The 21,349-nt window shown below is 66.6% G+C and carries 22 protein-coding genes, 1 tRNA gene and 3 pseudogenes; 7 read left to right on the forward strand and 19 right to left on the reverse strand.

Annotated elements, in window-relative coordinates; genetic code table 11:
- Window positions 1-110: 110 nt before the first annotated feature.
- Window positions 111-905 carry a hypothetical protein gene (locus G4Q83_RS10905; protein ID WP_128421607.1) on the forward strand — a complete coding sequence of 265 codons (795 nt, stop codon included), beginning with the start codon at window positions 111-113 and terminating at the stop codon, window positions 903-905.
- Window positions 906-981: 76 nt separating this feature from the next.
- Window positions 982-2,144: pseudogene (locus G4Q83_RS24615) on the forward strand (IS630 family transposase).
- On the opposite strand, the pseudogene G4Q83_RS10920 reads toward G4Q83_RS24615, so the two are convergent.
- Window positions 2,140-2,562 (reverse strand): annotated as a pseudogene (locus G4Q83_RS10920) (tyrosine-type recombinase/integrase); the annotation flags it as partial. The pseudogenes G4Q83_RS24615 and G4Q83_RS10920 sit on opposite strands and share 5 nt — an antisense overlap.
- Here G4Q83_RS10920 and G4Q83_RS10925 point away from each other — a divergent pair.
- Window positions 2,549-2,782: a hypothetical protein gene (locus tag G4Q83_RS10925; protein WP_128421608.1), complete on the forward strand. Its 234-nt coding sequence runs from the start codon at window positions 2,549-2,551 to the stop codon at window positions 2,780-2,782. The pseudogene G4Q83_RS10920 and the gene G4Q83_RS10925 sit on opposite strands and share 14 nt — an antisense overlap.
- A gap of 81 nt (window positions 2,783-2,863) precedes the next feature.
- Here G4Q83_RS10925 and guaA read toward each other — a convergent pair whose 3' ends face one another.
- From guaA to folD, 3 genes are all read right to left on the reverse strand, one after another.
- Window positions 2,864-4,429: a glutamine-hydrolyzing GMP synthase gene (gene guaA, locus G4Q83_RS10930; protein ID WP_128421609.1), complete on the reverse strand. Its 1,566-nt coding sequence runs from the start codon at window positions 4,427-4,429 to the stop codon at window positions 2,864-2,866.
- A gap of 153 nt (window positions 4,430-4,582) precedes the next feature.
- Window positions 4,583-6,040 (reverse strand): IMP dehydrogenase, encoded by a 1,458-nt coding sequence (gene guaB / locus G4Q83_RS10935; protein ID WP_128421610.1) that lies wholly within the window; start codon window positions 6,038-6,040, stop codon window positions 4,583-4,585.
- Window positions 6,041-6,201: 161 nt separating this feature from the next.
- The gene (gene folD / locus G4Q83_RS10940; protein WP_128421611.1) at window positions 6,202-7,113 is read right to left on the reverse strand and encodes a bifunctional methylenetetrahydrofolate dehydrogenase/methenyltetrahydrofolate cyclohydrolase FolD; all 912 of its coding nucleotides are present in this window, start codon (window positions 7,111-7,113) and stop codon (window positions 6,202-6,204) included.
- Window positions 7,114-7,163: 50 nt separating this feature from the next.
- On the opposite strand from folD, the gene G4Q83_RS10945 reads away from it, so the two are divergent.
- Window positions 7,164-7,460 (forward strand): DUF1244 domain-containing protein, encoded by a 297-nt coding sequence (locus G4Q83_RS10945; protein WP_128421612.1) that lies wholly within the window; start codon window positions 7,164-7,166, stop codon window positions 7,458-7,460.
- A gap of 9 nt (window positions 7,461-7,469) precedes the next feature.
- On the opposite strand, the pseudogene G4Q83_RS10950 reads toward G4Q83_RS10945, so the two are convergent.
- The 14 genes and pseudogenes from G4Q83_RS10950 to G4Q83_RS11015 form a co-directional block, all read right to left on the reverse strand.
- Window positions 7,470-8,220 (reverse strand): annotated as a pseudogene (locus G4Q83_RS10950) (IS5 family transposase).
- A gap of 137 nt (window positions 8,221-8,357) precedes the next feature.
- Window positions 8,358-8,432: transfer RNA gene (locus tag G4Q83_RS10955), tRNA-Val, on the reverse strand.
- Between the two features lie 74 nt (window positions 8,433-8,506).
- Window positions 8,507-8,860: a PilZ domain-containing protein gene (locus G4Q83_RS10960; protein ID WP_128421452.1), complete on the reverse strand. Its 354-nt coding sequence runs from the start codon at window positions 8,858-8,860 to the stop codon at window positions 8,507-8,509.
- The gene (locus tag G4Q83_RS10965; protein ID WP_128421440.1) at window positions 8,860-9,819 is read right to left on the reverse strand and encodes a DNA polymerase III subunit delta'; all 960 of its coding nucleotides are present in this window, start codon (window positions 9,817-9,819) and stop codon (window positions 8,860-8,862) included. Before G4Q83_RS10965 ends, G4Q83_RS10960 begins: the two co-directional genes overlap by 1 nt.
- Window positions 9,816-10,484: a dTMP kinase gene (gene tmk / locus G4Q83_RS10970; protein WP_128421441.1), complete on the reverse strand. Its 669-nt coding sequence runs from the start codon at window positions 10,482-10,484 to the stop codon at window positions 9,816-9,818. The genes G4Q83_RS10965 and tmk overlap by 4 nt, the downstream gene beginning before the upstream one ends.
- Window positions 10,481-11,515, reverse strand: coding sequence for an endolytic transglycosylase MltG (mltG, locus tag G4Q83_RS10975; RefSeq protein ID WP_185817398.1), 1,035 nt, complete (start codon window positions 11,513-11,515; stop codon window positions 10,481-10,483). The genes tmk and mltG overlap by 4 nt, the downstream gene beginning before the upstream one ends.
- A gap of 102 nt (window positions 11,516-11,617) precedes the next feature.
- Entirely contained in the window at window positions 11,618-12,967 is a 1,350-nt protein-coding gene (locus tag G4Q83_RS10980) for an aminodeoxychorismate synthase component I (RefSeq protein WP_128421443.1), read from the reverse strand.
- A 182-nt stretch (window positions 12,968-13,149) separates the two neighbouring features.
- Entirely contained in the window at window positions 13,150-14,385 is a 1,236-nt protein-coding gene (gene fabF / locus G4Q83_RS10985; protein WP_185817399.1) for a beta-ketoacyl-ACP synthase II, read from the reverse strand.
- A gap of 129 nt (window positions 14,386-14,514) precedes the next feature.
- Window positions 14,515-14,754 (reverse strand): acyl carrier protein, encoded by a 240-nt coding sequence (acpP, locus tag G4Q83_RS10990; RefSeq protein WP_046981398.1) that lies wholly within the window; start codon window positions 14,752-14,754, stop codon window positions 14,515-14,517.
- Window positions 14,755-14,907: 153 nt separating this feature from the next.
- Entirely contained in the window at window positions 14,908-15,651 is a 744-nt protein-coding gene (gene fabG / locus G4Q83_RS10995; protein ID WP_128421444.1) for a 3-oxoacyl-ACP reductase FabG, read from the reverse strand.
- 88 nt (window positions 15,652-15,739) lie between these two features.
- Window positions 15,740-16,684 carry an ACP S-malonyltransferase gene (fabD, locus tag G4Q83_RS11000; RefSeq protein WP_128421445.1) on the reverse strand — a complete coding sequence of 315 codons (945 nt, stop codon included), beginning with the start codon at window positions 16,682-16,684 and terminating at the stop codon, window positions 15,740-15,742.
- A gap of 234 nt (window positions 16,685-16,918) precedes the next feature.
- Window positions 16,919-17,902, reverse strand: a complete 984-nt coding sequence (locus G4Q83_RS11005) for a beta-ketoacyl-ACP synthase III (RefSeq protein ID WP_128421446.1) — start codon at window positions 17,900-17,902, stop codon at window positions 16,919-16,921.
- Window positions 17,903-17,999: 97 nt separating this feature from the next.
- Window positions 18,000-18,194: a 50S ribosomal protein L32 gene (gene rpmF / locus G4Q83_RS11010; RefSeq protein ID WP_128421447.1), complete on the reverse strand. Its 195-nt coding sequence runs from the start codon at window positions 18,192-18,194 to the stop codon at window positions 18,000-18,002.
- Window positions 18,195-18,296: 102 nt separating this feature from the next.
- On the reverse strand, window positions 18,297-18,806 hold the full coding sequence (locus G4Q83_RS11015) for a YceD family protein (RefSeq protein ID WP_128421448.1): 510 nt from the start codon (window positions 18,804-18,806) through the stop codon (window positions 18,297-18,299).
- Window positions 18,807-19,067: 261 nt separating this feature from the next.
- Between G4Q83_RS11015 and G4Q83_RS11020 the strand changes: the two genes are divergently transcribed.
- The 3 genes from G4Q83_RS11020 to G4Q83_RS11030 all read left to right on the forward strand — a co-directional run bounded on the left by G4Q83_RS11020 (window position 19,068) and on the right by G4Q83_RS11030 (window position 20,589).
- Complete coding sequence (locus G4Q83_RS11020) at window positions 19,068-19,352, forward strand: XRE family transcriptional regulator (RefSeq protein ID WP_128421449.1); 285 nt, start codon at window positions 19,068-19,070, stop codon at window positions 19,350-19,352.
- Window positions 19,353-19,486: 134 nt separating this feature from the next.
- Window positions 19,487-19,834: a hypothetical protein gene (locus G4Q83_RS11025; protein ID WP_128421450.1), complete on the forward strand. Its 348-nt coding sequence runs from the start codon at window positions 19,487-19,489 to the stop codon at window positions 19,832-19,834.
- 83 nt (window positions 19,835-19,917) lie between these two features.
- Entirely contained in the window at window positions 19,918-20,589 is a 672-nt protein-coding gene (locus tag G4Q83_RS11030; RefSeq protein ID WP_128421451.1) for a hypothetical protein, read from the forward strand.
- Here G4Q83_RS11030 and G4Q83_RS11035 read toward each other — a convergent pair.
- Window positions 20,549-21,318, reverse strand: a protein-coding gene (locus G4Q83_RS11035; protein WP_246432384.1) for an IS5 family transposase whose coding sequence is annotated in 2 segments (ribosomal slippage) — window positions 20,549-20,997 and window positions 20,997-21,318 — 771 coding nt in all. Because the reading frame shifts where the segments join, the coding sequence is not laid out codon by codon here. The genes G4Q83_RS11030 and G4Q83_RS11035 overlap by 41 nt on opposite strands.
- Between the last annotated feature and the right edge of the window lie 31 nt (window positions 21,319-21,349).

The raw sequence follows: 21,349 nt of genomic DNA on the forward strand, positions 1-21,349 counted from the left end.
CTCCCAAGCAAACAGAATCGGCACTGCATCCAGAAACACGGAGGTCGCCAATCCTCCATCGGCATGAGGCTGTCTAGACTTCGCACGCCGTTTCGACTCGATCACAAGCCATGGCTTTCCCCGAAGAATCGCTCAAGCAACTATCCCAACTCCTGGAACGCATGACCCGTCCGGATGACCGGCCTCGTCACGTCCCCAAAGGCAGTCGTGCCAAGAAGTGGACAGAACTCGGATTCATCATCGCCGTCGTCGTCAACACGGCGCTGGCCGTAGTTGCCATCGCCATTGATCGGCGCTATCCCGGGATCCTGCCTGTGCAACTTTCATACGGCTGGGTACTGCTGCCGGTGATTCCCGCAGCCGGGTTTTTCGCGATGTTCTTCTATGACATGGGGCGAATGTTCATCGAGGAAAAACGCAACCCTTGGGGCACGATCTTCAAGCAGTTCCAGACCGACATGCTCCATGATGCACCGTACCTTCAGGAGCTGAAAAGCTTTCCGAAACCAATGCTGGAGTACGCCCTGCTTCAGTACCGGCATCGCTGGAGCAGAGTCGACGGCAGGGCGATGCTGCTATCTGGCGACATCAGGAAACTAGGGCTGTTCCCAGGACTACTCGCGATCATCGTGGGTATCAGCAAGCTGCTCGAGAACGCGTCCTTGCCATGGATCTGGCAAGTCGCAGCCATGGTTGGGGCCTTCCAGTTCCTCGCGTTCTTCGTGGGTGCAACCGGCGAGCGACGTGCCCAGGTCATCGAACTGCTTGAGCACGCCATCGCCAACGCCGAGCCCACTCGATCCGAGAGTCAGGCATCAGCGCCCAATCAAATCCAGCCGCCCCAGGCTGTTAGCAAGGAGGTCTGTTCGACGGCGCCCCCGGCAAAGGAGCAGTTGCCTGCCTAGTGTGGTGTCTCACAAATAACATGAGCTATGTAGCGACTTGGCTGTCGAAGTGTTTTCCGTATAGGAGACGATATCGATGGCTCGCACAGGACGCCCGGTTACGAAGCTGCAGATCACCGATGCCGAGCGCGCGGAACTGAAGGGGCGCCTGCGAGTACGCAAGGTGCCGGAAGATGAGAAGCTCCGCATGCGGATCGTGCTTGGGTGTGCCGAAGGCCAATCGGGCAGGGTCATCGCCGAGCGTTTGCAGACCACAATCCAGACTGCCTCCAAGTGGAGGCGGAGCTACGAGGCTTACCGACTGGCCGGACTGACCGATGCCCCGCGCGCAGGACGTCCGCGTAGCGTGGACGATGAGCAGGTCCAGCAAATTGTGGACAAGGTCCGCCAGAGCACTCCAGCAAACGCCACGCATTGGAGCGTGCGCCAGATGAGCCGGCAGACCGGTGTTTCCCCAGCGACGGTGCAGCGCATCTGGCATGCCTTCGGTCTCAAGCCGCATTTGCAAGAGACCTTCAAGCTTTCCACAGATCCGCATTTCCTGGACAAGGTGCGTGATGTGGCGGGGCTGTACCTGGCCCCGCCGGACCGTGCACTGGTGCTGTGCGTCGATGAGAAGAGCCAGATCCAGGCGCTCAACCGCACCCAGCCCGGCTTGCCGCTGACCTTTGGCAGCCTGCCACGCGCAATCGCCAGCGCGCTGCGCACGGTGGCCCCAGGGTCAATGCCAAGCGCGTCTATCGCGTGATGGCAGGAGCCGGCCTGCTGCTGCCCAAGGCACCACGCCGACGCCAGTGCGCACGCCCCCATGAGGGCCGTGTGGCGGTCTCGCGCAGTGACTTGCGGTGGTGCTCCGACGGCTTGGAAATCAAGTGCGACTCCGGCCAGACCGTGACGGCCACCTTCACGAAGGACTGCTGCGACCGCGAAGTCATGGCCTGGCGGGCCTGGGAAGGCAAGGGGCTGCCTGGCGAGCCGGTGCGCCAGATGCTCATCGAAGCTGTCGAGCGTCGCTTCGGCACGGTGGAGGCAGTGCCGGCAGGCCAGGAGCTGGAGTTCGTCAGCGACAACGGCCGGGCCTACATCGCAGCCGACACCCGAGCACTGGCGCGTTCGCTGGACCGCGCGTTGTCGCCGCTGGAGATCCGGTTGGTTTCTCGGCAGATGGAATCGGTGGCCACCTATCCGACCATCCGGTTGGCGCTGCGCATGATCCTGCTGACGCTGGTGCGCAAGTGATTTCGTTGAGTTGGCGATTTTGGAAGACCGGAAGGATGTCCCGGTCGACGATGTGTTTGCGCATCGCCTTGGTACTGTCGGCCATACGGGCACCCGTCAACCACTTCTCGGTTACGTCGCCGAAGGTCTTGGCGGCCGTCAGCCGGCGCTTGTCACGCTGCTTCTCCAGTGCGGGGGACTTGCCTTGAGCGACGGCCTTCTTGGCGTCGATCAGCTTTTCGCGCGCCAAGGCCAGCGAAATGCCGACCGGCCCGTAGCGGCCGATGGTCAGCGTCTCGCGGCGGCCGTTGAGACGGTAGTCGTAGCGGAAGGTGACGGTACCGGCAGGCGATACCGTCACGTACATTCCATCCCGGTCAGAAGCCTTATAGATCTTGGACTTAGGTTTGAGGTTGCGCAGTGCCGTGTCGGTCAGCATCGAGGTTTTTCCTCCTGTTCGTGACGGCTTTTACCGTCAGGGGCCAGGAGATCTGTCGATGCCCGGAAAGCCGCATGAAACAAGCTTTCCAGGGGAGCGTTTTACCGTCAAAGACCGCTTTGGTCTCAATAGTAAACGGGAGGGTCTTAATCAGACCTCCGGTTCTTACCGTCAGCTCTACCGTCAACCCGTTCTGCTGGCCGGCGATAGCTACCGATAGCTGTCGTGACGTATTTCATTTTAAATCAACGCGTTACGTCAGTTTTTCGATACCTGGCGATAGTCCCCGAAGGACCTGATTTCACTCCCACTCGATCGTCGCCGGCGGCTTGCCGGAGATGTCGTAGACCACGCGCGAGACGCCGCGCAGTTCGTTGATGATGCGGTTGGACACCGTGCCGAGGAAATCGTAAGGCAGGTGCGCCCAGTGCGCGGTCATGAAGTCGATGGTCTCCACCGCACGCAACGCAATCACCCACTCGTAGGCGCGCGCATCGCCGACCACCCCCACCGACTTGACCGGCAGGAACACCGCGAACGCCTGGCTGGTCCTGTCGTACAGATCGGCCTTGCGCAACTCGTCGATGAAGATCGCATCGGCCCTGGCCAGCAGTTCGGCGTAGTCGCGCTTCACCTCGCCCAGGATGCGCACGCCCAGGCCGGGACCGGGGAACGGGTGGCGGTAGACCATGCTGCGCGGCAGGCCGAGCTCCACGCCCAGGCGCCGCACTTCGTCCTTGAACAGCTCGCGCAGCGGCTCGACCAGGCCCAGCTTCATGTGCTCAGGCAGGCCGCCGACGTTGTGGTGGCTCTTGATCACATGCGCCTTGCCGGTCTTGCTGCCGGCCGACTCGATCACGTCGGGATAGATGGTGCCCTGCGCCAGCCACTTGGCGTTGGCCAGCTTGGTGGATTCCTCGTCGAAGATCTCCACGAACAGGTTGCCGATGATCTTGCGCTTGGCTTCCGGGTCGCTCACGCCGGCTAGCGCGCTGAAATACCGATCGGCGGCGTTGACCCGGATCACCCTGACGCCCATGTGCTCGGCGAACATCGCCATCACCTGGTCGCCTTCCTGCCAGCGCAGCAGGCCGGTATCGACGAACACGCAGGTCAGCCGGTCGCCGATCGCCTTGTGCAGCAGCGCGGCGACCACCGACGAATCGACGCCGCCGGACAGGCCCAGGACCACTTCGTCGTCGCCCACCTGCGCGCGCACGCGCGCGATCTGATCGTCGATGATGTTGGCCGCGGTCCACAGCGTCCGGCAGCCGCAGACATCCACCACGAAGCGGCGCAGCAAGGTCTGCCCTTGCAGCGTGTGGGTGACTTCCGGATGGAACTGCACGCCATACCAGCGCTTGGCCTCGTTGGCCATCGCCGCGACCGGGATGCGGTCGGTCACCGCGGTGACGGTGAAGCCGGGCGGCACCTTGGAGACGTGATCGCCATGGCTCATCCACACGTTCAGGCGCGCTGCGCCGGGATGGTCGCTGAGCCCGGAGAACAGCGCGTCGGGCGCGACCACGTCCACTTCGGCATGGCCGAACTCGCGCTGGTCGGCGGCTTCGGTGGCGCCCCCCAACTGCGCCGCCAGGGTCTGCATGCCGTAGCAGATGCCGAACACCGGCAGGCCGCTGTCGAACACTTGCTGCGGCGCGGCCGGCGCGCCCGCCAGCGTGGTCGACTCGGGACCGCCGGACAGGATGATGCCCTTGGCGCCGAAGCCGACGATCTGGGCCGGGTCGTGGTCCCAGGCCCAGATCTCGCAGTACACCCCCAGTTCGCGGATACGGCGCGCGATCAGCTGCGTGTACTGCGCGCCGAAATCGAGGATGAGGATCTTGTCGCTGTGGATGTCTGACATCGGGACTCGGGACTCGGGACTCGGGACTCGGGACTCGGGCTCCCGCGATCCGGTGGCGATTGACGATGAAGAAACGGCGAGGAGGAATCGCTTCCTCCGTCGCCGTCCAACTGCTGTGCCGAGTCCCGAGTCCCGAGTCCCGAGTCCCGGCACTTACCCCATCCGGTAGTTCGGCGGTTCCTTGGTGATCTGCACGTCGTGGACGTGACTCTCGCGCTGGCCGGCGCCGGTGATGGTGACGAACTTCGGCTTGGTGCGCATGTCCTCGATGGTCGCGCAGCCCACGTAGCCCATCGTGGCGCGCAGGCCGCCGATCAACTGGTGGAGGATGCCGCTGAGCGGGCCGCGGTACGGCACGCGGCCTTCGATGCCTTCGGGCACCAGCTTGTCGGCGTCGGAGGCGTCCTGGAAGTAACGGTCCTTGCTGCCCTTCTCCATCGCGCCCAGGCTGCCCATGCCGCGGTAGCTCTTGTAGCTGCGGCCCTGGAACAGTTCCACCTCGCCCGGCGCTTCCTCGGTGCCGGCGAACAGGCCGCCGACCATCACCGTGGAGGCACCGGCGACCAGCGCCTTGCCGATGTCGCCGGAATAGCGGATGCCGCCATCGGCGATCAGGGGGATGCGGTCCTGCAGCGCCTCGGCGACCATGTCCACCGCGGTGATCTGCGGCACGCCGACGCCGGCGACCACGCGCGTGGTGCAGATCGAGCCGGGGCCCACGCCGACCTTGACCGCGTCGGCGCCGGCATCCATCAGCGCCAGCGCGGCATCGCCGGTGACGATGTTGCCGCCGATCACCTGCAGCTGCGGATAGGTCTTCTTGACCCAGGCCACGCGGTCGATCACGCCCTGCGAGTGGCCGTGCGCGGTATCGACGATGACCACGTCCACGCCCGCGGCGGCGAGCAACTCGATGCGCTGTTCAGTGTCGCCGCCGACGCCGACCGCCGCGCCGACCAGCAGGCGCGTGGAGGCGTCCTTGGCGGCGTTGGGGTTGTCGGTCTTCTTCTGGATATCCTTGACCGTGATCAGCCCGCGCAGCTCGAAGCTGTCGTTGACCACCAGGATCTTCTCGATGCGGTTGCGATGCAGCAGTTGCAGCACTTCCTCGTCGCTGGCGCCTTCGCGCACGGTGATCAGCCGATCCTTCTTGGTCATGATGTGGCGGACCGGATCGTCGAGCTTCTTCTCGAAGCGCATGTCGCGGCTGGTGACGATGCCGACCAGCTCGCTGCCATCGACCACCGGCACGCCGGAGATGTTGCGTGCGCGGGTCAGTTTCAGCACTTCGCCGATGGTGGTTTCCGGGCCGACGGTGAACGGCTCGGTGATCACGCCGGCTTCGAACTTCTTGACCTTGACCACTTCGGCCGCCTGCTGCGCCGGGGTCAGGTTCTTGTGGATGATGCCGATGCCGCCGAGCTGGGCCATGGCCACCGCGAGGCGGTGCTCGGTCACCGTGTCCATCGCCGCCGACAGGATCGGCAGTTTCAGGCGCAGGTCGCGGGTCAGCCAGGTTTCCAGGCTGACGTCCTTCGGCAGGACGATCGAATGGGCGGGGACGAGGGAAACGTCGTCGTAGGTAAGAGCTTCAGCCTGGATGCGCAGCATCGGCGAACCCGAATGTGGGGAAGCGCGGCATTTTAACCGGAAACGGGGTGCGTAGGCTATGCGAAGCCGGGACTCGGGAATCGGGACCGGGGACTCGAAGGGCCGCTATCGGTGAAGCTCCATGAATGTCGGCCGACGATGCATCAACTCAGGCTCCGCTTTTACCGGGTCCCGAGTCCCTGGTCCCGAGTCCCGACCCCATCAGCCGCCTCGATCGTGTTCTGCATCAGCGTGGCCACGGTCATCGGCCCGACCCCGCCCGGGACCGGGGTGATCCAGCTGGCGCGCTGCGCGGCCGCGTCGAAGCCGACGTCGCCGACCAGGCGGCCATCGTCCAGGCGGTTGATGCCGACGTCGATCACCACCGCGCCCGGCTTGACCCATTCGCCGGGGATCAGCCCTGGCCGGCCCACCGCCACCACCAGGATGTCGGCGTCGCGCACCCGCGCCTGCAGCACCTCGGCCGGGGTGAACTTGTGGCAGCAGCTCACCGTGCAGCCGGCGATCAGCAGTTCCAGCGCCATCGGCCGGCCGACGTGGTTGCTGACCCCCACGATGGTGGCGTTGCGGCCGCGCACCGGCTGGTCTGTATGCCCGAGCAGGGTGACGATGCCGCGCGGGGTGCACGGGCGCAGGCCGAATTCGCGCAGCGCCAGGTGGCCGACGTTCTCCGGATGGAAGCCGTCCACGTCCTTGCGCGGGTCGATGCGGTGGATCAGCCGGCTGGCATCGGGGATGCCTGGCAGCGGCAGCTGCACCAGGATGCCGTGGACCTTGGGATCGGCATTGAGACGGTCGATCAGCGCCAGCAGTTCCGCTTCGCCGGTGCCGGTCGGCAGGTCGTGATCGAAGGCTTCGATGCCGACCTTTTCCGCCGCGCGGCGCTTGTTGCGCACGTACACCGTGGACGCCGGCTCGGCGCCGACCAGCACCACCGCCAGGCCCGGGCGCGGCTGCGCGGCCGCCAGCCGCGCATCGACCCGCACCTTCAGCTGGTCGAGCAGCGCGTCGGCGATGCGCCGTCCGTCGAGGATGCGGGCCGGAACGGAGGACACGGGCGCGGAAGCGATCATCAGGCGAGCGGGTGTAGAGTCTGGGGACCCCATTGTCCCCCGATTCCGCCATGACCGACACCACCCGCATCGAAGCGGCCGCGTTCCGTCGCCTGCTGCAGCATCTCAACCAGGAGCGCAGCGACGTGCAGAACATCGATCTGATGATCCTGGCCGGCTTCTGCCGCAACTGCCTGGCCGACTGGTACCGTGAGGCCGCCGCCGGCGAAGGCCAGACCCTGAGCAAGGAACAGGCGCGCGAGCGGATCTACGGCATGCCGTTCGCCAACTGGAAGGCGCAGTTCCAGGCCGAGGCCACGCCCGCGCAACGGGCCGCCTTCGCCAAGGTGCAGCGACAGCACGGCTAGGGTCCGTCGTCAATTGAGCAGGATGGCTGAGGCGATCCAATAGATCGCTCCGAGGAAGTTGCAGGCGGTCTTGTCGTAGCGGGTGGCAATGGCCCGGTACTGCTTGAGTTTGGCAAAGAAGTTCCCGTTCGGAGTCGATCCTTGTACATCGCCCGGTCGCAGCCGCGCTGCACTTTGCGCGTGGGATGGGAGGGGATCGCGATCTGCGTCCCCTGCCGCTGCATGGGCTCAATGATCCGAGCCCTGGCGTCGTAGGCTCGGTCGGCGAGCAAGGCCCCGACCGACCATCCTGGCAAAGCATCTGCACCTTCCAGATCCGAAGCCTGGCCCGCGGTGAGATGAAAGGCCAGCGGATTGCCCAGTGCATCGACCACGGCGTGGATCTGGCTGCTCGGTCCGCCGCGGCTGCGTCCGCTGGCCTGCGGCGCCCCCCTTTTGCCCCGGCGCTGTGCTGATGCGCCCGGACAATGGTGCTGTCGATCATCGCGTACTCGTTGTCCGCATCCTCTGACAAGACCTGGAACACCCGTTGCCAGAGGCCAGATCGGCTCCAGCGGCTATGGCGCAGGTGGATCACGCGCAAATCGCCAACGCGCTCAGGCAGATCTGGCCAGGGAGTAGCGGCCCGGTAGCGGTAGAGGACGGCCTCGACCAACAGCCGGTTGTCCTTGGCGGTCACACCGAGATGGCCGGCTCGGCCGGGGAGCAGATCGCGGATGCGATCCCATCGATCATCTCGCAGGGCGTAGCGGCGTGCCATGACGGGGCGAGGCAGGAAGGGGGCGACAGGTATCCCCCCTTCAGCGCAATTGATGACACGACCTGGAACGAAAAAATCCACCCGGATGAGGTGGCTTTTTTCGATCATAACCAATTGAAATTAAATGGTTATTTAGATGGTGGGCGGTGCAGGGTTCGAACCTGCGACCCTTGCCGTGTGAAGGCAATGCTCTACCGCTGAGCTAACCGCCCGTGTCGCGAGCCGGACATTATAGGGGCGCTGCTGCTGCCGTCAACGCCCGTCGGCGACGCCTCCGCGCGCCTGACTACATTGTCTGCGTGGGCTTGTCGGCATTGAGGGTGCCGGCCAGTTGGGTCTCGATCTTGTTGCGGATGGTCTCGCCTTCGCTGTTGTCCGGCAGTTGCACGCCGATGCCGGCGCTGCGGTTGCCCTGGGCGCCCATTGGGGTGACCCAGATCACCTTGCCGGCCACCGGCAGGCGCTCGCTGGAATCGGGCAGGGTCAGCAGCAGGAACACTTCGTCGCCCAGGAAATAGCGCTTGGGCGTGGGCACGAAGATGCCGCCGTTCTTCACGAACGGCATGTACGCGTTGTACAGCGCCGCCTTGTCCTTCACCACCAGCGACAGGATGCCCTGACGTCCGCTCATCGCACTCATCATTGTCCCTCTCTCCGGGCCGGACGACCGCCATCACGCCAGGCCAGCAACAGTTCCGCGATGGCCAGGTCGCCACGGACGGTGGTACGCAGCAGGTCGCGGGTGCGGTTGGCTGTGTCGAACCAAGCGGCCAGCTTGTGCAATCGCGCCGGGTCGGTCAAGCCGGCCTGCGAGGCCTGCGCCAGCGCCAGGTCGGCGGCATGGCCCAGGCGCTGCTCGGCGAAGCCGTCGCCGCTCCAGCGCTGCGCCGCCTCGAGTGTGCCCAGCTTGCCCGCAGCCACCTGCTCCAGGTCCGCGGCCACCTGCCGGCGCAACTTCAGGCCGTCCTCGCGCAGCCAGTGCGCGGCCAACCCCGGGTGGCCGCGCGCAGCGGCCAGCGCCTGGCGCGCGGTCTTTTCCGGGAAGTCCTGTGCCAGCAGCCAGGCGATCGCCTCGTCGGCGGGCGGCAGCTTGAACTCCAGGCGCTGGCAGCGGCTGCGGATGGTCGCCGGCAGCCGCGCCGGCTGCGTGCTGATCAGCCACAGGTAGCGGCCGGGCTGCGGCTCCTCCAGGGTCTTGAGCAAGGCGTTGCAGGCGGCGCGGTTGATCGCGTCGGCCGGGTCCACCACCACCACCTGGGCAATGCCGTACTGCGGGGTCAACGACAGCTTCTGCGAGATCTCGCGCACCTGTTCGATGACGATCTCGGTGCGCAGTTTGTCGCCGGTGCGGTTGGGAATGAACGAGACCAACTGCAGATCGGGATGGGTGCCGGCGGCGATCAGCTGCGCGCTGCGCAGGTTCGCGGCCGGCTCGCCCCGGCCGAGCACGTGCGCGGCCAGCTTCAGCGCCACCGCGCGCTTGCCCAGGCCGTCCGGGCCGCAGATCAGCAGGCCGTGGCCGAGCCGGCCGGCGTCGAGCGCGGCCACGGTCTGCGCGTAGGCGCGCTGCTGCCAGGGTGCGAAAGGCAGCTCGCTCATGGCGTGCACTCCTGCTGCACCCACGCCGCCAGCGCCGCGGCGACGTCGTGGGCCACCGCCTGCGGCGGCTGGCTGGCGTCGATGGTGCGAAAGCGCTGCGGATCCTGCGCGGCGCGCTGGCGGAAGCCGGCACGCACGCGCTGGAAGAAATCGTCCTGTTCGCTCTCGATCCGGTCCGGCCACAGGTCGCGGCCGCTGGTGCGGGCGCGGCCGATGCGCACGTCCAGGTCCAGCAGCAGGGTCAGGCCCGGCTGCAGGCCGACCGCGCGCCGCTCCAGGTCGGCGATCCAGGCGCGGTCCAGGCCGCGGCCCTCGCCCTGGTAGGCATAGCTGGAATCGGTGAAGCGGTCGCTGACCACGTAGGCGCCGCGCTGCAGCGCCGGGCGGATCACCTCGCGCACGTGCTGGGCGCGCGCGGCGAACACCAGCAGCAGTTCGGTCTCGGCGGCCAGCGGCTCGGCCGGCTGCAGCGACGGCGCGTTGTTGAGCAGCAGTTCGCGGATGCGTTCGGCCAGCGGCGTGCCGCCGGGTTCGCGGGTCAGCAGCACGTCGTGGCCCTGCGCCTGCAGCCAGTCGCCGATCGCGTTGATCGCGGTGGTCTTGCCGACGCCTTCGCCGCCTTCCAGGCTGACGAAGCGATGGTGGCGCAACACGGCCTCGCTCATGGCGTCACCGCCGCGCCGTTGCGCGCCTGGCGCAGCCGCTGCAGGTAGCGCGCCACCGCCGCGCTGTGCTCGGCGTAGCTGGCGGAAAACACGTGCGCGCCGCTGCCGTCGCCAACCGCGACGAAGTACAGGCTGTCGCCAGGCGCCGGGGTGGTCGCCGCGCGCAGCGCGTCGCGGCCGGGCATGGCGATCGGGGTCGGCGGCAGGCCGCTGCGGGTGTAGGTGTTGTACGGCGTATCGGTCTCCAGGTCGCGCTTGCGGATGTTGCCGTCGTAGGCGCTGCCGATGCCGTAGATCACGGTCGGATCGGTCTGCAGCTTCATGCCCTGTTGCAGGCGGCGCACGAACACGCCGGCGATCTGCGGCCGCTCGGCGGCCAGGCCGGTTTCCTTCTCCACGATCGAGGCCAGGACCAGCGCCTGCTCCGGCGATTGCAGCGGCAGGTCTGTGGCACGCGCGGCCCAGGCCTCGGCCAGCGCCTTGTCCATCGCCGCATGCGCACGCTGCAACAGATCCAAGTCGCTGTCCTGGCGCTGGTACAGATAGGTCTCCGGCAGGAAACGGCCTTCCGGGTGCTGCCCGGGCCGGCCAAGCCTGGCCATCAGTTCACTGTCGCTAAGGTCGGTGGTGACGTGGCGCAGCGGCGTGGCCGCGTTCAGCGCCGAACGCAACTGGCGGATGTTCCAGCCCTCGACGATGGTGAACCGGTAGTGGATCACCTGGCCCTTGCGCATGCGGATCAGCAGCTCGCGCGGACTCAGCGCCGGCTGCAGCGCGTATTCGCCGACCTTGAGCTTGCCGGCAGCGTCGAGCTGGCGCGCCAGCAGTTGCCATTGCAGCTCGCTGCCCTGCGCCACCCCGGCCACGCGCAGCTTGTGCAGCAGGCCGGTGAACGAATCGCCGCGCGCCACCTCCACGCTGGGCTGGGACGGCTGCAGCGGCTGGTCGGCGAAGGCCTGGTAGCCCTGCCACCACCACGCGCCGGCGGCGGCGACCAGCAGCGCAAGCGCCAGCAGCGCCGCCACCAGCATCAGACACCCGCGTTTAGCCCAAGCCACGACCACCTCGAAGCGAATTCAACGGGATGCAGGATACCGCGCGGCCGGCACCGGCCGGTATCGCGAGCGTGCCGCTCACGGTTCCAGCGCGCGCAGCAGGCCGCGCGCCTTGGCCTGGGTCTCGTCGAGTTCGCGCTCAGGCTGCGAATCGGCCACGATGCCGGCGCCGGTGCGGAAATGCGCCTGTGCGCCCTCCACCTCGGCGGTGCGGATCAGGATGTTCAGGTCCATGTCGCCGTCGCGGTTGAGCCAGCCGAACGCGCCGGTGTAGGCGCCGCGCGGCACCTGCTCCAGCTCGGCGATGATCTGCATGCAGCGCACCTTGGGACAGCCGGTGATGGTGCCGCCAGGAAAGGTGGCGCGGATCACCTCGCCGGGGCTGACGCCCGCGCGCAGCCGTCCGCGCACGTTGCTGACGATGTGGTGCACGTGGGCGTAGCTCTCCACCGTCATCAGCTCATCGACCTCGACGCTGCCCGGCGCACACACCCGGCCCAGGTCGTTGCGCTCCAGGTCGATCAGCATCACGTGCTCGGCGCGCTCCTTCGGATGCCCGACCAGCTCGCGGATGCGCGCGGCCTCGTCGTCGCCGGGCGCGCGCGGGCGGGTGCCGGCGATCGGCCGGGTCTGGACCACGTCGCCGCGCACCGACACCAGCCGTTCCGGCGAGGAACTGACCACGGCGCGACCATGGCCGGCGAACAGGCCGGCGAACGGCGCCGGATTGGCCCGGCGCAGCTGCGCGTACAGCGCGGCCGGGTCCAGGGCCGCGGCGAAGCGCGCCGACCAGCGCCGCGACAGGTTGACCTGGAACACGTCGCCGGCGCGCAGATAGTCGAGGATGCGGCGCACGCCGTCGACGAAGCGCGGCGGCGGGTCTTCCTCGATGGCCAGCGGCGCGGTCCAGGCCGGCAGCGGCGCGGCGGCGGGCACCGCCTGCAAGTCGGCGCGCAACGCGTCCAGCAGCGCCGCATGCGCGGTTTCGGCCAGCGCCACGCACTCGCCGCTGACGTGGTCGCGCAGCACCGCGGCCGGGCAACGCAGCGCCAGCGCCGTCGGTGCCGCCGCCGGCCCCTGCGGCAACTGCAGCACCGGTTCCACCTGCGCCGCCAGTTCGTAATCCAGCAGCAGCGCCCAACCGCCGCGGAACGGCCAGCGCGGCCCGGCGCGCGCACAGCGTTCGGCCTGCCATTGCGCGTCCAGCGCGGCCAGGAAATCGCCGGCGACCGTGGCACCCCGCAAATCGCGGGTGACGCCATCGTGGTCCAGGCGCAGACCCTCGCCGCCGGCGATCAGCAGCAGGTCCCAACGACCCTGTGCGGTGCCCGACGCAGCCGATTCCAGCAGCAACGGATAGCGCTGCGGCGCCAGGCGGTGCAGCGCCAGCAGATCGGTATTGGCCGGCAGGGGAACGGTACGCAGCATCGGGAATCCGGCGGGAGGATGGGAAGTGATACGGCGCCGCATGCCAGCAGCGGCGCAACGTCGGAAACGTCAGCGCCGCCGTGCGGGAGAAACAACGGATCGAGATTGAAGAGGGTGGCCAGGCTCTACGCGTCCCGAGTCCCGAGCCCCGAGTCCCGACCGGCGCCCCCGGTCCCGCACTATCAAAGCCGCTTGAACACCAACGTGCCGTTGGTCCCGCCGAAGCCGAACCCATTGGACATCGCCACGTCGATCTTCTTTTCGCGCGCCACGTTCGGCACGTAGTCCAGGTCGCAGCCTTCGCTCGGCTCTTCCAGGTTGATGGTCGGCGGGATGATGCCGGTGTGCAGCGCCATCACCGAGAAGATCGCCTCGGCGCCGCCGGCCGCGCCGAGCAGGTGCCCGGTCATCGACTTGGTCGAGCTGACCATGGTCTTGTAGGCGTGGTCGCCCAGCGCGCGCTTCATCGCCAGGGTCTCGGCCAGGTCGCCCAGCGGCGTGGAGGTGCCGTGCGCGTTGAGGTAGTCGATCTGCTCGGGATTGAGCTTGGCGTCCTTGATCGCCGCCAGCATGCTGCGCGCGGCGCCTTCGCCGTCCTCGCTCGGAGCGGTCATGTGGAACGCGTCGGAGCTGGCGCCGAAGCCGACCAGTTCGGCATAGATACGCGCGCCGCGCGCCTTGGCGTGTTCGTACTCTTCCAGCACCAGCACGCCGGCGCCGTCGCCGAGCACGAAGCCGTCGCGGCCCTTGTCCCACGGCCGCGAGGCGGCGGCGGGATCGTCGTTGCGGGTGGACATCGCCTTCATCGAGCAGAAGCCGCCGACCGAGGTCGGCGAGGAGCCGCGCTCGGCGCCGCCGGCCAGCATCACGTTGGCATCGCCGTGCTGGATCATGCGCAGCGCGGTGCCGATCGAATGGTTGGAGGTGGCGCAGGCCGAGACCGCCGAGAAGGTCGGACCCTTCAGGCCCTTCAGCAGGCTCACCTGCCCCGGCAGCATGTTGATGATGGTGCAGGGAACGTAGAACGGCGAGATCTTGCGTGCGCCGCCCTCGTGGAACTTGATGGTCTGCTCCTCGATGCCGAGCAGGCCGCCGATGCCGGAGCCGAGGATCGCGCCGATGCGGTCGGCGTTGCGCTCGTCGATCTCCAGGCCGCAATCGTCCAGCGCCATGAACGAGGCGCCGACGCCGTAGTGGATGAACGAGTCCATCTTCCTGGCGTCCTTGCTGGACACGAACTTGGTCGGGTCGAAATCCTTGATCTCGCCGGCGATCCTGGTGGTGAACTGCGACGCATCGATCTGGGTGATCGGGCCGATGCCGGAACGTCCGTTGACGATTCCTTCCCAACTGCTGGCCAGGTCATTGCCCAACGGCGACACCAGGCCCATGCCGGTTACGACGACGCGACGGCTCATTGCGAAATCTCCTCGCCGCGGTGCGCGCGGCGTTGACGCTGTAAAAACACAGGGCCGCATGCGCGGCCCCATGGGATTGTCACGCGGACCGGACCCACGCAGGCGCCGATCGCGATCGAGAACGGAGCATCAGCTCTTGACGTGCGCCTTGACGTAGTCGATGGCCTGCTGCACCGAGGTGATCTTCTCGGCTTCTTCGTCCGGAATCTCGCACTCGAACTCTTCTTCCAGCGCCATCACCAGCTCGACGGTGTCCAGCGAGTCGGCACCGAGGTCATCGACGAACGATGCGCTGTTGGTGACTTCTTCTTCCTTGACGCCGAGTTGTTCGACGACGATTTTCTTGACGCGTTCTTCGATGGTGCTCATTGGGATATCGCTCCAGATGGAGTAGTGGTGGTTCGAAACGCCATCGGACTGCGATGGCCGCGTTGGATAGTGTAGTGGAAACCGCTCGGCCCTTGCATCGCTGCACAACCGCCTGCCGATCAGTCACTTAGGCGCGATCCTTGCGCCACAGGCTTACGGCATGTACATCCCACCGTTCACATGCAGGGTCTCGCCGGTGATGTAGCCGGCCCCGGGACCGGCCAGGAACGCCACCGCGTTGGCGATGTCGGCCGGCTGGCCGAGCTGGCCGAGCGCGATCTGCTCCAGCAGCGCGGCGCGTTGCGCCTCGGGCAATGCCCTGGTCATGTCGGTGTCGATGAAGCCTGGCGCGACCACGTTGACGGTGATGCCGCGCGAGCCGATTTCCTTGGCCATCGACTTGGAGAAGGCGATGATGCCGGCCTTGGCGGCCGCATAGTTGGCCTGGCCCGGATTGCCGGTCACCCCGACCACCGAGGCGATGTTGACGATGCGGCCCTTGCGCGCCTTCATCATGCCGCGCAGCACCGCCTTGGAGGTGCGGAACACGCTGGTCAGGTTGGTGTCGATGATCGCCTGCCAGTCGTCTTCCTTCATCCGCATCAGCAGGTTGTCGCGGGTGATGCCGGCGTTGTTGACCAGGACCGAGACCGCGCCGAAGTCCTTGCCGATCGCCTCGACCAGCGCCTCGACCGCGGCCGCGTCGGTGACGTCCAGGGCGCGGCCGTGGCCGCCGTGGGCGGCCAGGCGCTCGCCGATCGCCTGCGCGCCGGAGGCGGAGGTCGCGGTGCCAATGACGGTGGCGCCCTGCGCGGCCAGTTGGTCGGCGATGGCCGCACCGATGCCGCGGCTGGCGCCGGTGACGAGGGCGACGTCGCCCTGCAATGGCTTGCTCATCTGCTGTTCCTTGGGGGACGGACGGCGCGCGAGGCGCCGGGGGAAAGAAGACCGCCGCGGGCGTACCCGCCCGCGCGCGGCGGCGGGATCAGGCGGCCCAGGCTTCGAGTGCGGCGGCGAAGTCGGCCGGGGTGGCCAGCGCGTGCCCGTCCAGCGACTTGTCGATGCGCTTGACCAGTCCGGTCAGCACCTTGCCCGGGCCGCATTCGACCACGCCGGTGGCGCCGCGCGCGGCCAGCGCCTGCACGCAGCCGGTCCAGCGCACCGGCAGGTACAGCTGCTCGACCAGCGCCTGGCGGATCGCCTCGACGCCGTCGTGCACCTTGGCGTCGACGTTCTGCACCACCGGCAGCTGCGGCGCATGCCAAGCCAGGCCATGCATCGCCTCGGCCAGGCGGTTGGCCGCCTCGCGCATCAGCGGCGTATGCGAGGGCACGCTGACCGCCAGCTTCACCGTCTTGCGCACGCCGCGCTCGACCAGCAGCGCCAGTGCGCGGTCGACCGCGGCCGCGTCGCCGCCGATCACCACCTGGCCGGGGGCGTTGTAGTTGGCCGGGACCACCACCTGGCTGCCGGCGGCCTGTGCGCAGACCTCCTCGACCAGCGCGTCCTCGGCGCCGATCACCGCGGCCATCGCGCCGACGCCGGCCGGGGCCGTGCCCTGCATCAACTGGCCGCGCAGGCGCACCAGGTGCGCACCGTCGTGCAACGACAGCGCACCGGCCGCGACCAGCGCGCTGTATTCGCCCAGGCTGTGCCCGGCCAGCTGCGCCGGCCGCGCGCCGCCCTGCGCCAGCCACAGCCGCCACAGCGCCACGCTCGCCGCCAGCAGCGCCGGCTGGGTGTACTCGGTACGGTTGAGCATCTCCTCGGGACCGCCCTGGCTCAGCGCCCACAGGTCGACGCCGGCACCGTCGGAGGCCTCGGCGAAGCTGTCGCGCAGCTGCGGGTGCAGTTCGGACAGTTCGGCCAGCATGCCCAGCGATTGCGAACCCTGGCCGGGGAAAACGAAGGCGAGTATGGGATTGGTCACGCGGATCCGCCTGCAAAAATCGAGCGGCGATGATACGGGCGAAACCGTCCGTGCGTCTGTACCCGGGCGTATGTGCGGCGCCGAGCGACGGCGGCTGCAGCAACCGCCGCAACCGGTCCAGCCCGCCGTACCGGGCCGCGGCCATCCGCGCCAGCGGCTGCGGGCAGGTGCGTATAACGTTCGGTGATGTGCAGCGCCGCGCGCCGCGCGCGCCATGCCGCGGGACTCCCGGGCTCAGTAGCGCAGCAGCGCCGATCCCCAGGTGAAGCCGCCGCCGAAGGCTTCCAGCAGCAGCAGTTGGCCGCGCTGCACGCGGCCGGAACGCACCGCCACGTCCAGCGCCATCGGCACCGATGCCGACGAGGTGTTGCCATGCACGTCCACTGTGACCACCACCTGGTCCATCGACAGATCCAGGCGCTTGGCGGTGGCTTCGATGATGCGCAGGTTGGCCTGGTGCGGGATCAGCCAGTCCAGGTCATGCTTGCCCAGGCCGTTGGCGTCCAGGGTCTGGTCGACCACCGCATCCAGCGCCCTGACCGCGTACTTGAACACCTCGCTGCCCTTCATCTGGATGCCGCCGTCGGACGCGTCGCCGGTCCCATCGCCGAGCCCGGTGGAAATGCCGACCGGGTTCCACAGCAGTTCCTTCTTGCTGCCGTCGGCGTGCAGGTGGGTGCTGAGGATGCCGGTGTCCTCGTCGGCGCGCAGGACCACCGCGCCGGCGCCGTCGCCGAACAGCACGCAGGTAGTGCGCTCGGTCCAGTCGACGATGCGGCTGAGGGTCTCGGTGCCGATCACCAGCACGGTCTTGGCATCGCCGCAGCGGATGAACTTGTCGGCCACGCTGAGCGCGTAGACGAAGCCCGAACAGGCCGCGTTGACGTCCAGCGCGGCGCAGCCGACCGCGCCCAGCCGCGCCTGGATCAGGCAGGCGGTGGACGGGAAGATCAGGTCCGGGGTGGTGGTGCCGACCACGATCATGTCCAGCGCGGCGACATCGATGCCGGCGGCCTCGATCGCCTTCAGCGCGGCTTCGTACCCCAGGTCGCCGGCGGTCTGGCCGGCGGCGGCGATGTGCCGCTCGCGGATGCCGGTGCGGCTGCGGATCCATTCGTCGCTGGTATCGACCATGTGCGACAGATCGTCGTTGGTCAACACTTTTTCAGGCAAATAGCTGCCGGTGCCCGCGATCCTGGAATAGATCCGCTTGCTCATGCTGGTTCCTGTTGCCTGTTACGCAGGCCGCCCGGTGCGGTGCGGCCTTGTGAAGATGGGTGATTCCGTCCGCCGCCGCGCGGTGGACGGGCACGGATCAATCTTCTTCGACCTGCGCGGTCTTGGTCGCGATCACCTTCTTGCCGCGGTAGTAGCCGTCGGCGGTGATGTGGTGGCGCAGGTGGACCTCGCCGCTGGTCGGATCGGTCGACAGCTGCTTGGCGCTGAGGGCGTCGTGCGAACGGCGCTGGCCGCGGCGGGACGGGGTGACACGGGATTTCTGCACAGCCATGGGATTGCTCCAAACTCGGTTCGTTTACATCTGTCGTCATTACGTCGCACAGGACGCGCACGTCCGGCAACAACCTCAGGCAGCGGGCCGGCGGGCCGCCCGCTACTGTTTCTTCAGCGCCGCCAACGCCGCGAACGGGCTGGCCTTGCTCACCTCTTCCGCGGTCGCCGGCCAGTCCTGTTCGACCGCCTCGCTTCCGGGCGCCACCGGCACCAGCGGGACCGCCAGCACCAACTCGTCCTCGACCAGATCGGCGGGCCGCAGCAGGCCGTCGTCCGGCACCAGCAAGGCCTCGTAGTCCGGCGGCAGCGCGGCCTCCTCGGCCTCGCTGCGGATCAGCCCCAGCCGCTGCACGCTCGACACCGGCAGCAGGAAGCGCTGCAGGCTGCGCTGGCAGATCAGCGGCAGCGCGGTGTCGAGCCTCAGTTCGACGTAGGACACTTGCAGTACAGCGTCGCGGCCGAATTCCAGCGTGTAGCGGCATTCGCCTTCGGTATCGGCCAGGCTGCCTTGCAGACGGGTCATCGCCGAGAGCGGCAGGCGGTCTTCGAAGACCCTGCGCGCTGCAACCATCCGCCAAGCATCCAACAGTTCGGGCACGTTCGCGGACATAAGCTGCAGAATGTTAAGGACTGTGGCGGACGCTGTCAAACCGCTCCCGTGGGGACCGCAGCTTCAGACGGGCTTCGAAGTAGCCGGGCCGGAAGGCCTTCTGAGACGTTTTTCGATCGTTTGATTCATTCCTGCATCCTCGCTAGCGCCAGGCTGGAGCCCGAGCACCATCGACAGGCGTAGACCTTCCTTCGATTGTACAAATATACATATATTTATGTGCTACCCTACATGCAGTCATGTGTTCCCAGCTTGGATGGCATGTCTTACTCGGATTTCCTGGTGGAACTTCAAAAAATCGGTTTGAGCGTGAGAGCGTTCGCCGGACTGGTGGGCATGAATCCCAACTCACTCTCCAATTACGCCCGTCTTGGCGAACTGCCCACGCATATCGCGTTGATCGCTGTATTGGTTGTAGGGCTGGCAGAAAGAGGCGGGGATTACCGACAGATCATGTCAAAGGTGGCGATCACGCCCAAGAGGCCGCGTGGCAACGGCAAGAGTGGGCGGTTTGGGGGAGATCCACAGCAGCCAATGGATTTTTGACACGCATGAAGCGCCCCTGCCAGAAAATTTATCAGATCCCCCTGAAGGTGCCCCATGATTGACATGGTCGCGTCGTTGATGCGCTACGGTGCTGATCCGGCCGCGCTCCATCGGTTAGATGGGGATCGCCCACATTGCTGCCCTACGCGACGCTGCTGATGGCACGACGCCCTCAAGGTTCCGTGCTGGGCGCCGTGGATGCGTTCTATGAGTGGCAAGGTGCGCCACTGCTGTTCCTGGTAGCTGAGGATGCCCTGCAAGACGCACAGCACTTGCACCAGATTCGTCGTTTACTCGCCATGCGGGGTGACGCTCCCTATCTCGGCGTGGTCGCTCCCGGACGTCTGGACGTCTATCGCATTGCACTGGACCGGCACTCCCCGCAGCAGGCCATGATGGACATGGGCGACCACGCCCCGGTCACCACATTGGCTAGGCTCGGCAATGGGCGTCCGGAGGTGGCCAGTGGCCGGCGAGGTTGATGCTCGTCGCTTGATCGGAGTGCCGGAAATCGATGCGGAGACGTTTACGCCGGTGCTCATAGCTGGGAAAGGACTTCCGGCTTTTGCACAAGAACGGGTGCATCGTGTCAGGGCATTTGACATTTTTTGCTGGCCCGCTGGTCATCGTGCATCAGTCCCCACCTGCAGCTAATGGGAGAATCGGGGTAGCGATCTCCGAGACCGATGTGGTCTTCAACGAAACCTTTTACGGTTACAGCCTGGCAGGACATGACGATGCCCACGGGTTCGTGCGTTATCTCGCCTTGGTTATCGGCAGCCGGCTGGCGGTCTGGTTGGCACTCGTCACCAGCGGAAAATTTGGCTTCGAGCGCGAAGTCATCGAGAAGGCGACCCTGGATCGTGTTCCCATCCCCGACTTCGACGCACTCGCGCCCTCTCAGCGCACCGAAGTCGTTCAACTATTTGAACGGCTACGCGAGGGACAGGTGTCTTGGGAGGACGTCGATGCCTGGGTCGCTCGCCTGTACGGACTGGGCGCACGCGACCTTCAGGTGATTGTCGATACCCTGACGTTCAACCTGCCGTTTGCCCAGAACAAGCACCAGGCTCAACAGTTACCTACTCCGCGGGACACGGCACGTTTCTGCAGCGTACTGGCCGAAGAGCTGGCCCCCTGGTGTCAGCGCTTCGGCATTCAACTCACGGTTGCGCTGATGCCTCAACTAGGGCCTGTTAACACATCCGAAGCCCATCAACGACCAGGACGAAGCTGAGGAATCCAAGGAACATGGCATCCAGCTTCTCGAAGCGCGAGAAAATCCGGCGGTAGCCTTTCAGGCGACGGAACAGTCTCTCCACTTCGTTGCGCCGCTTGTACATCTCCCGGTTGTATTCCCAAGGCTCGACCCGATTGGATTTCGGCGGGACCACCGGCACGAAGCCAAGATCGAGCGCCAACTGGCGGGTTTGGTTGCCTTCGTAGGCACGGTCCATCAACAAATGAATCGGCCGCTCCACTGGCCCCAGGTGTTCAAGCAACGTGCGGCCTGCAGGTGCGTCATGCACGTTACCAGGCGTCAATCCAAAGGTGATGGCTGTTCGAGCATCTGCGGCAACCATATGAATCTTGGTGTTCCATCCACCGCGGGACTTGCCGACGGCCTGCGGACCGTTTTTTTTAATGCGCCCGTGCCATCGGGATGCACCTTGATGCTGGTGGAGTCCAGCGAGATTGCTTCGATTTTGATGCGCACGATCTGGGACTTCTGCAATTGGGCCAACATCCGGTCCAGCACACCCGCCTTGGCCCAGCGGTTCATGCGTGTGTACACCGTGTGCCAGTTGCCAAAGCGCTTGGGCAGGCCGCGCCATTTGCAGCCATGCTCGGCAACGTAAAGGATGGCGTTGACCACTTGCAGGTTGGTCATGCTGACATTGCCGCGCTGTGCCGGCAGGCAGTGTTCGAGTAAATATCCCCCGGCAAAGCCGGGGGCTTTAGAGATGTGAGCCGCTCAAAGCGGCTGCGGGAGCGCT

It is taken from the genome of Xanthomonas theicola (assembly GCF_014236795.1).
GTDB lineage: Bacteria > Pseudomonadota > Gammaproteobacteria > Xanthomonadales > Xanthomonadaceae > Xanthomonas_A > Xanthomonas_A theicola.

What these genes read in the sequence shown, in the direction of transcription:
- G4Q83_RS10905 (WP_128421607.1), top strand. Translation starts at nt 111, where the DNA reads ATGGCTTTCCCCGAAGAATCGCTCAAGCAACTATCCCAACTCCTGGAA.
- guaA (WP_128421609.1), bottom strand. Translation starts at nt 4,429, where the DNA reads ATGTCAGACATCCACAGCGACAAGATCCTCATCCTCGATTTCGGCGCG.
- guaB (WP_128421610.1), bottom strand. Translation starts at nt 6,040, where the DNA reads ATGCTGCGCATCCAGGCTGAAGCTCTTACCTACGACGACGTTTCCCTC.
- folD (WP_128421611.1), bottom strand. Translation starts at nt 7,113, where the DNA reads ATGATCGCTTCCGCGCCCGTGTCCTCCGTTCCGGCCCGCATCCTCGAC.
- G4Q83_RS10945 (WP_128421612.1), top strand. Translation starts at nt 7,164, where the DNA reads ATGACCGACACCACCCGCATCGAAGCGGCCGCGTTCCGTCGCCTGCTG.
- G4Q83_RS10960 (WP_128421452.1), bottom strand. Translation starts at nt 8,860, where the DNA reads ATGAGTGCGATGAGCGGACGTCAGGGCATCCTGTCGCTGGTGGTGAAG.
- G4Q83_RS10965 (WP_128421440.1), bottom strand. Translation starts at nt 9,819, where the DNA reads ATGAGCGAGCTGCCTTTCGCACCCTGGCAGCAGCGCGCCTACGCGCAG.
- tmk (WP_128421441.1), bottom strand. Translation starts at nt 10,484, where the DNA reads ATGAGCGAGGCCGTGTTGCGCCACCATCGCTTCGTCAGCCTGGAAGGC.
- mltG (WP_185817398.1), bottom strand. Translation starts at nt 11,515, where the DNA reads ATGCTGGTGGCGGCGCTGCTGGCGCTTGCGCTGCTGGTCGCCGCCGCC.
- G4Q83_RS10980 (WP_128421443.1), bottom strand. Translation starts at nt 12,967, where the DNA reads ATGCTGCGTACCGTTCCCCTGCCGGCCAATACCGATCTGCTGGCGCTG.
- fabF (WP_185817399.1), bottom strand. Translation starts at nt 14,385, where the DNA reads ATGAGCCGTCGCGTCGTCGTAACCGGCATGGGCCTGGTGTCGCCGTTG.
- acpP (WP_046981398.1), bottom strand. Translation starts at nt 14,754, where the DNA reads ATGAGCACCATCGAAGAACGCGTCAAGAAAATCGTCGTCGAACAACTC.
- fabG (WP_128421444.1), bottom strand. Translation starts at nt 15,651, where the DNA reads ATGAGCAAGCCATTGCAGGGCGACGTCGCCCTCGTCACCGGCGCCAGC.
- G4Q83_RS11005 (WP_128421446.1), bottom strand. Translation starts at nt 17,902, where the DNA reads ATGAGCAAGCGGATCTATTCCAGGATCGCGGGCACCGGCAGCTATTTG.
- rpmF (WP_128421447.1), bottom strand. Translation starts at nt 18,194, where the DNA reads ATGGCTGTGCAGAAATCCCGTGTCACCCCGTCCCGCCGCGGCCAGCGC.
- G4Q83_RS11015 (WP_128421448.1), bottom strand. Translation starts at nt 18,806, where the DNA reads ATGTCCGCGAACGTGCCCGAACTGTTGGATGCTTGGCGGATGGTTGCA.
- G4Q83_RS11020 (WP_128421449.1), top strand. Translation starts at nt 19,068, where the DNA reads ATGTCTTACTCGGATTTCCTGGTGGAACTTCAAAAAATCGGTTTGAGC.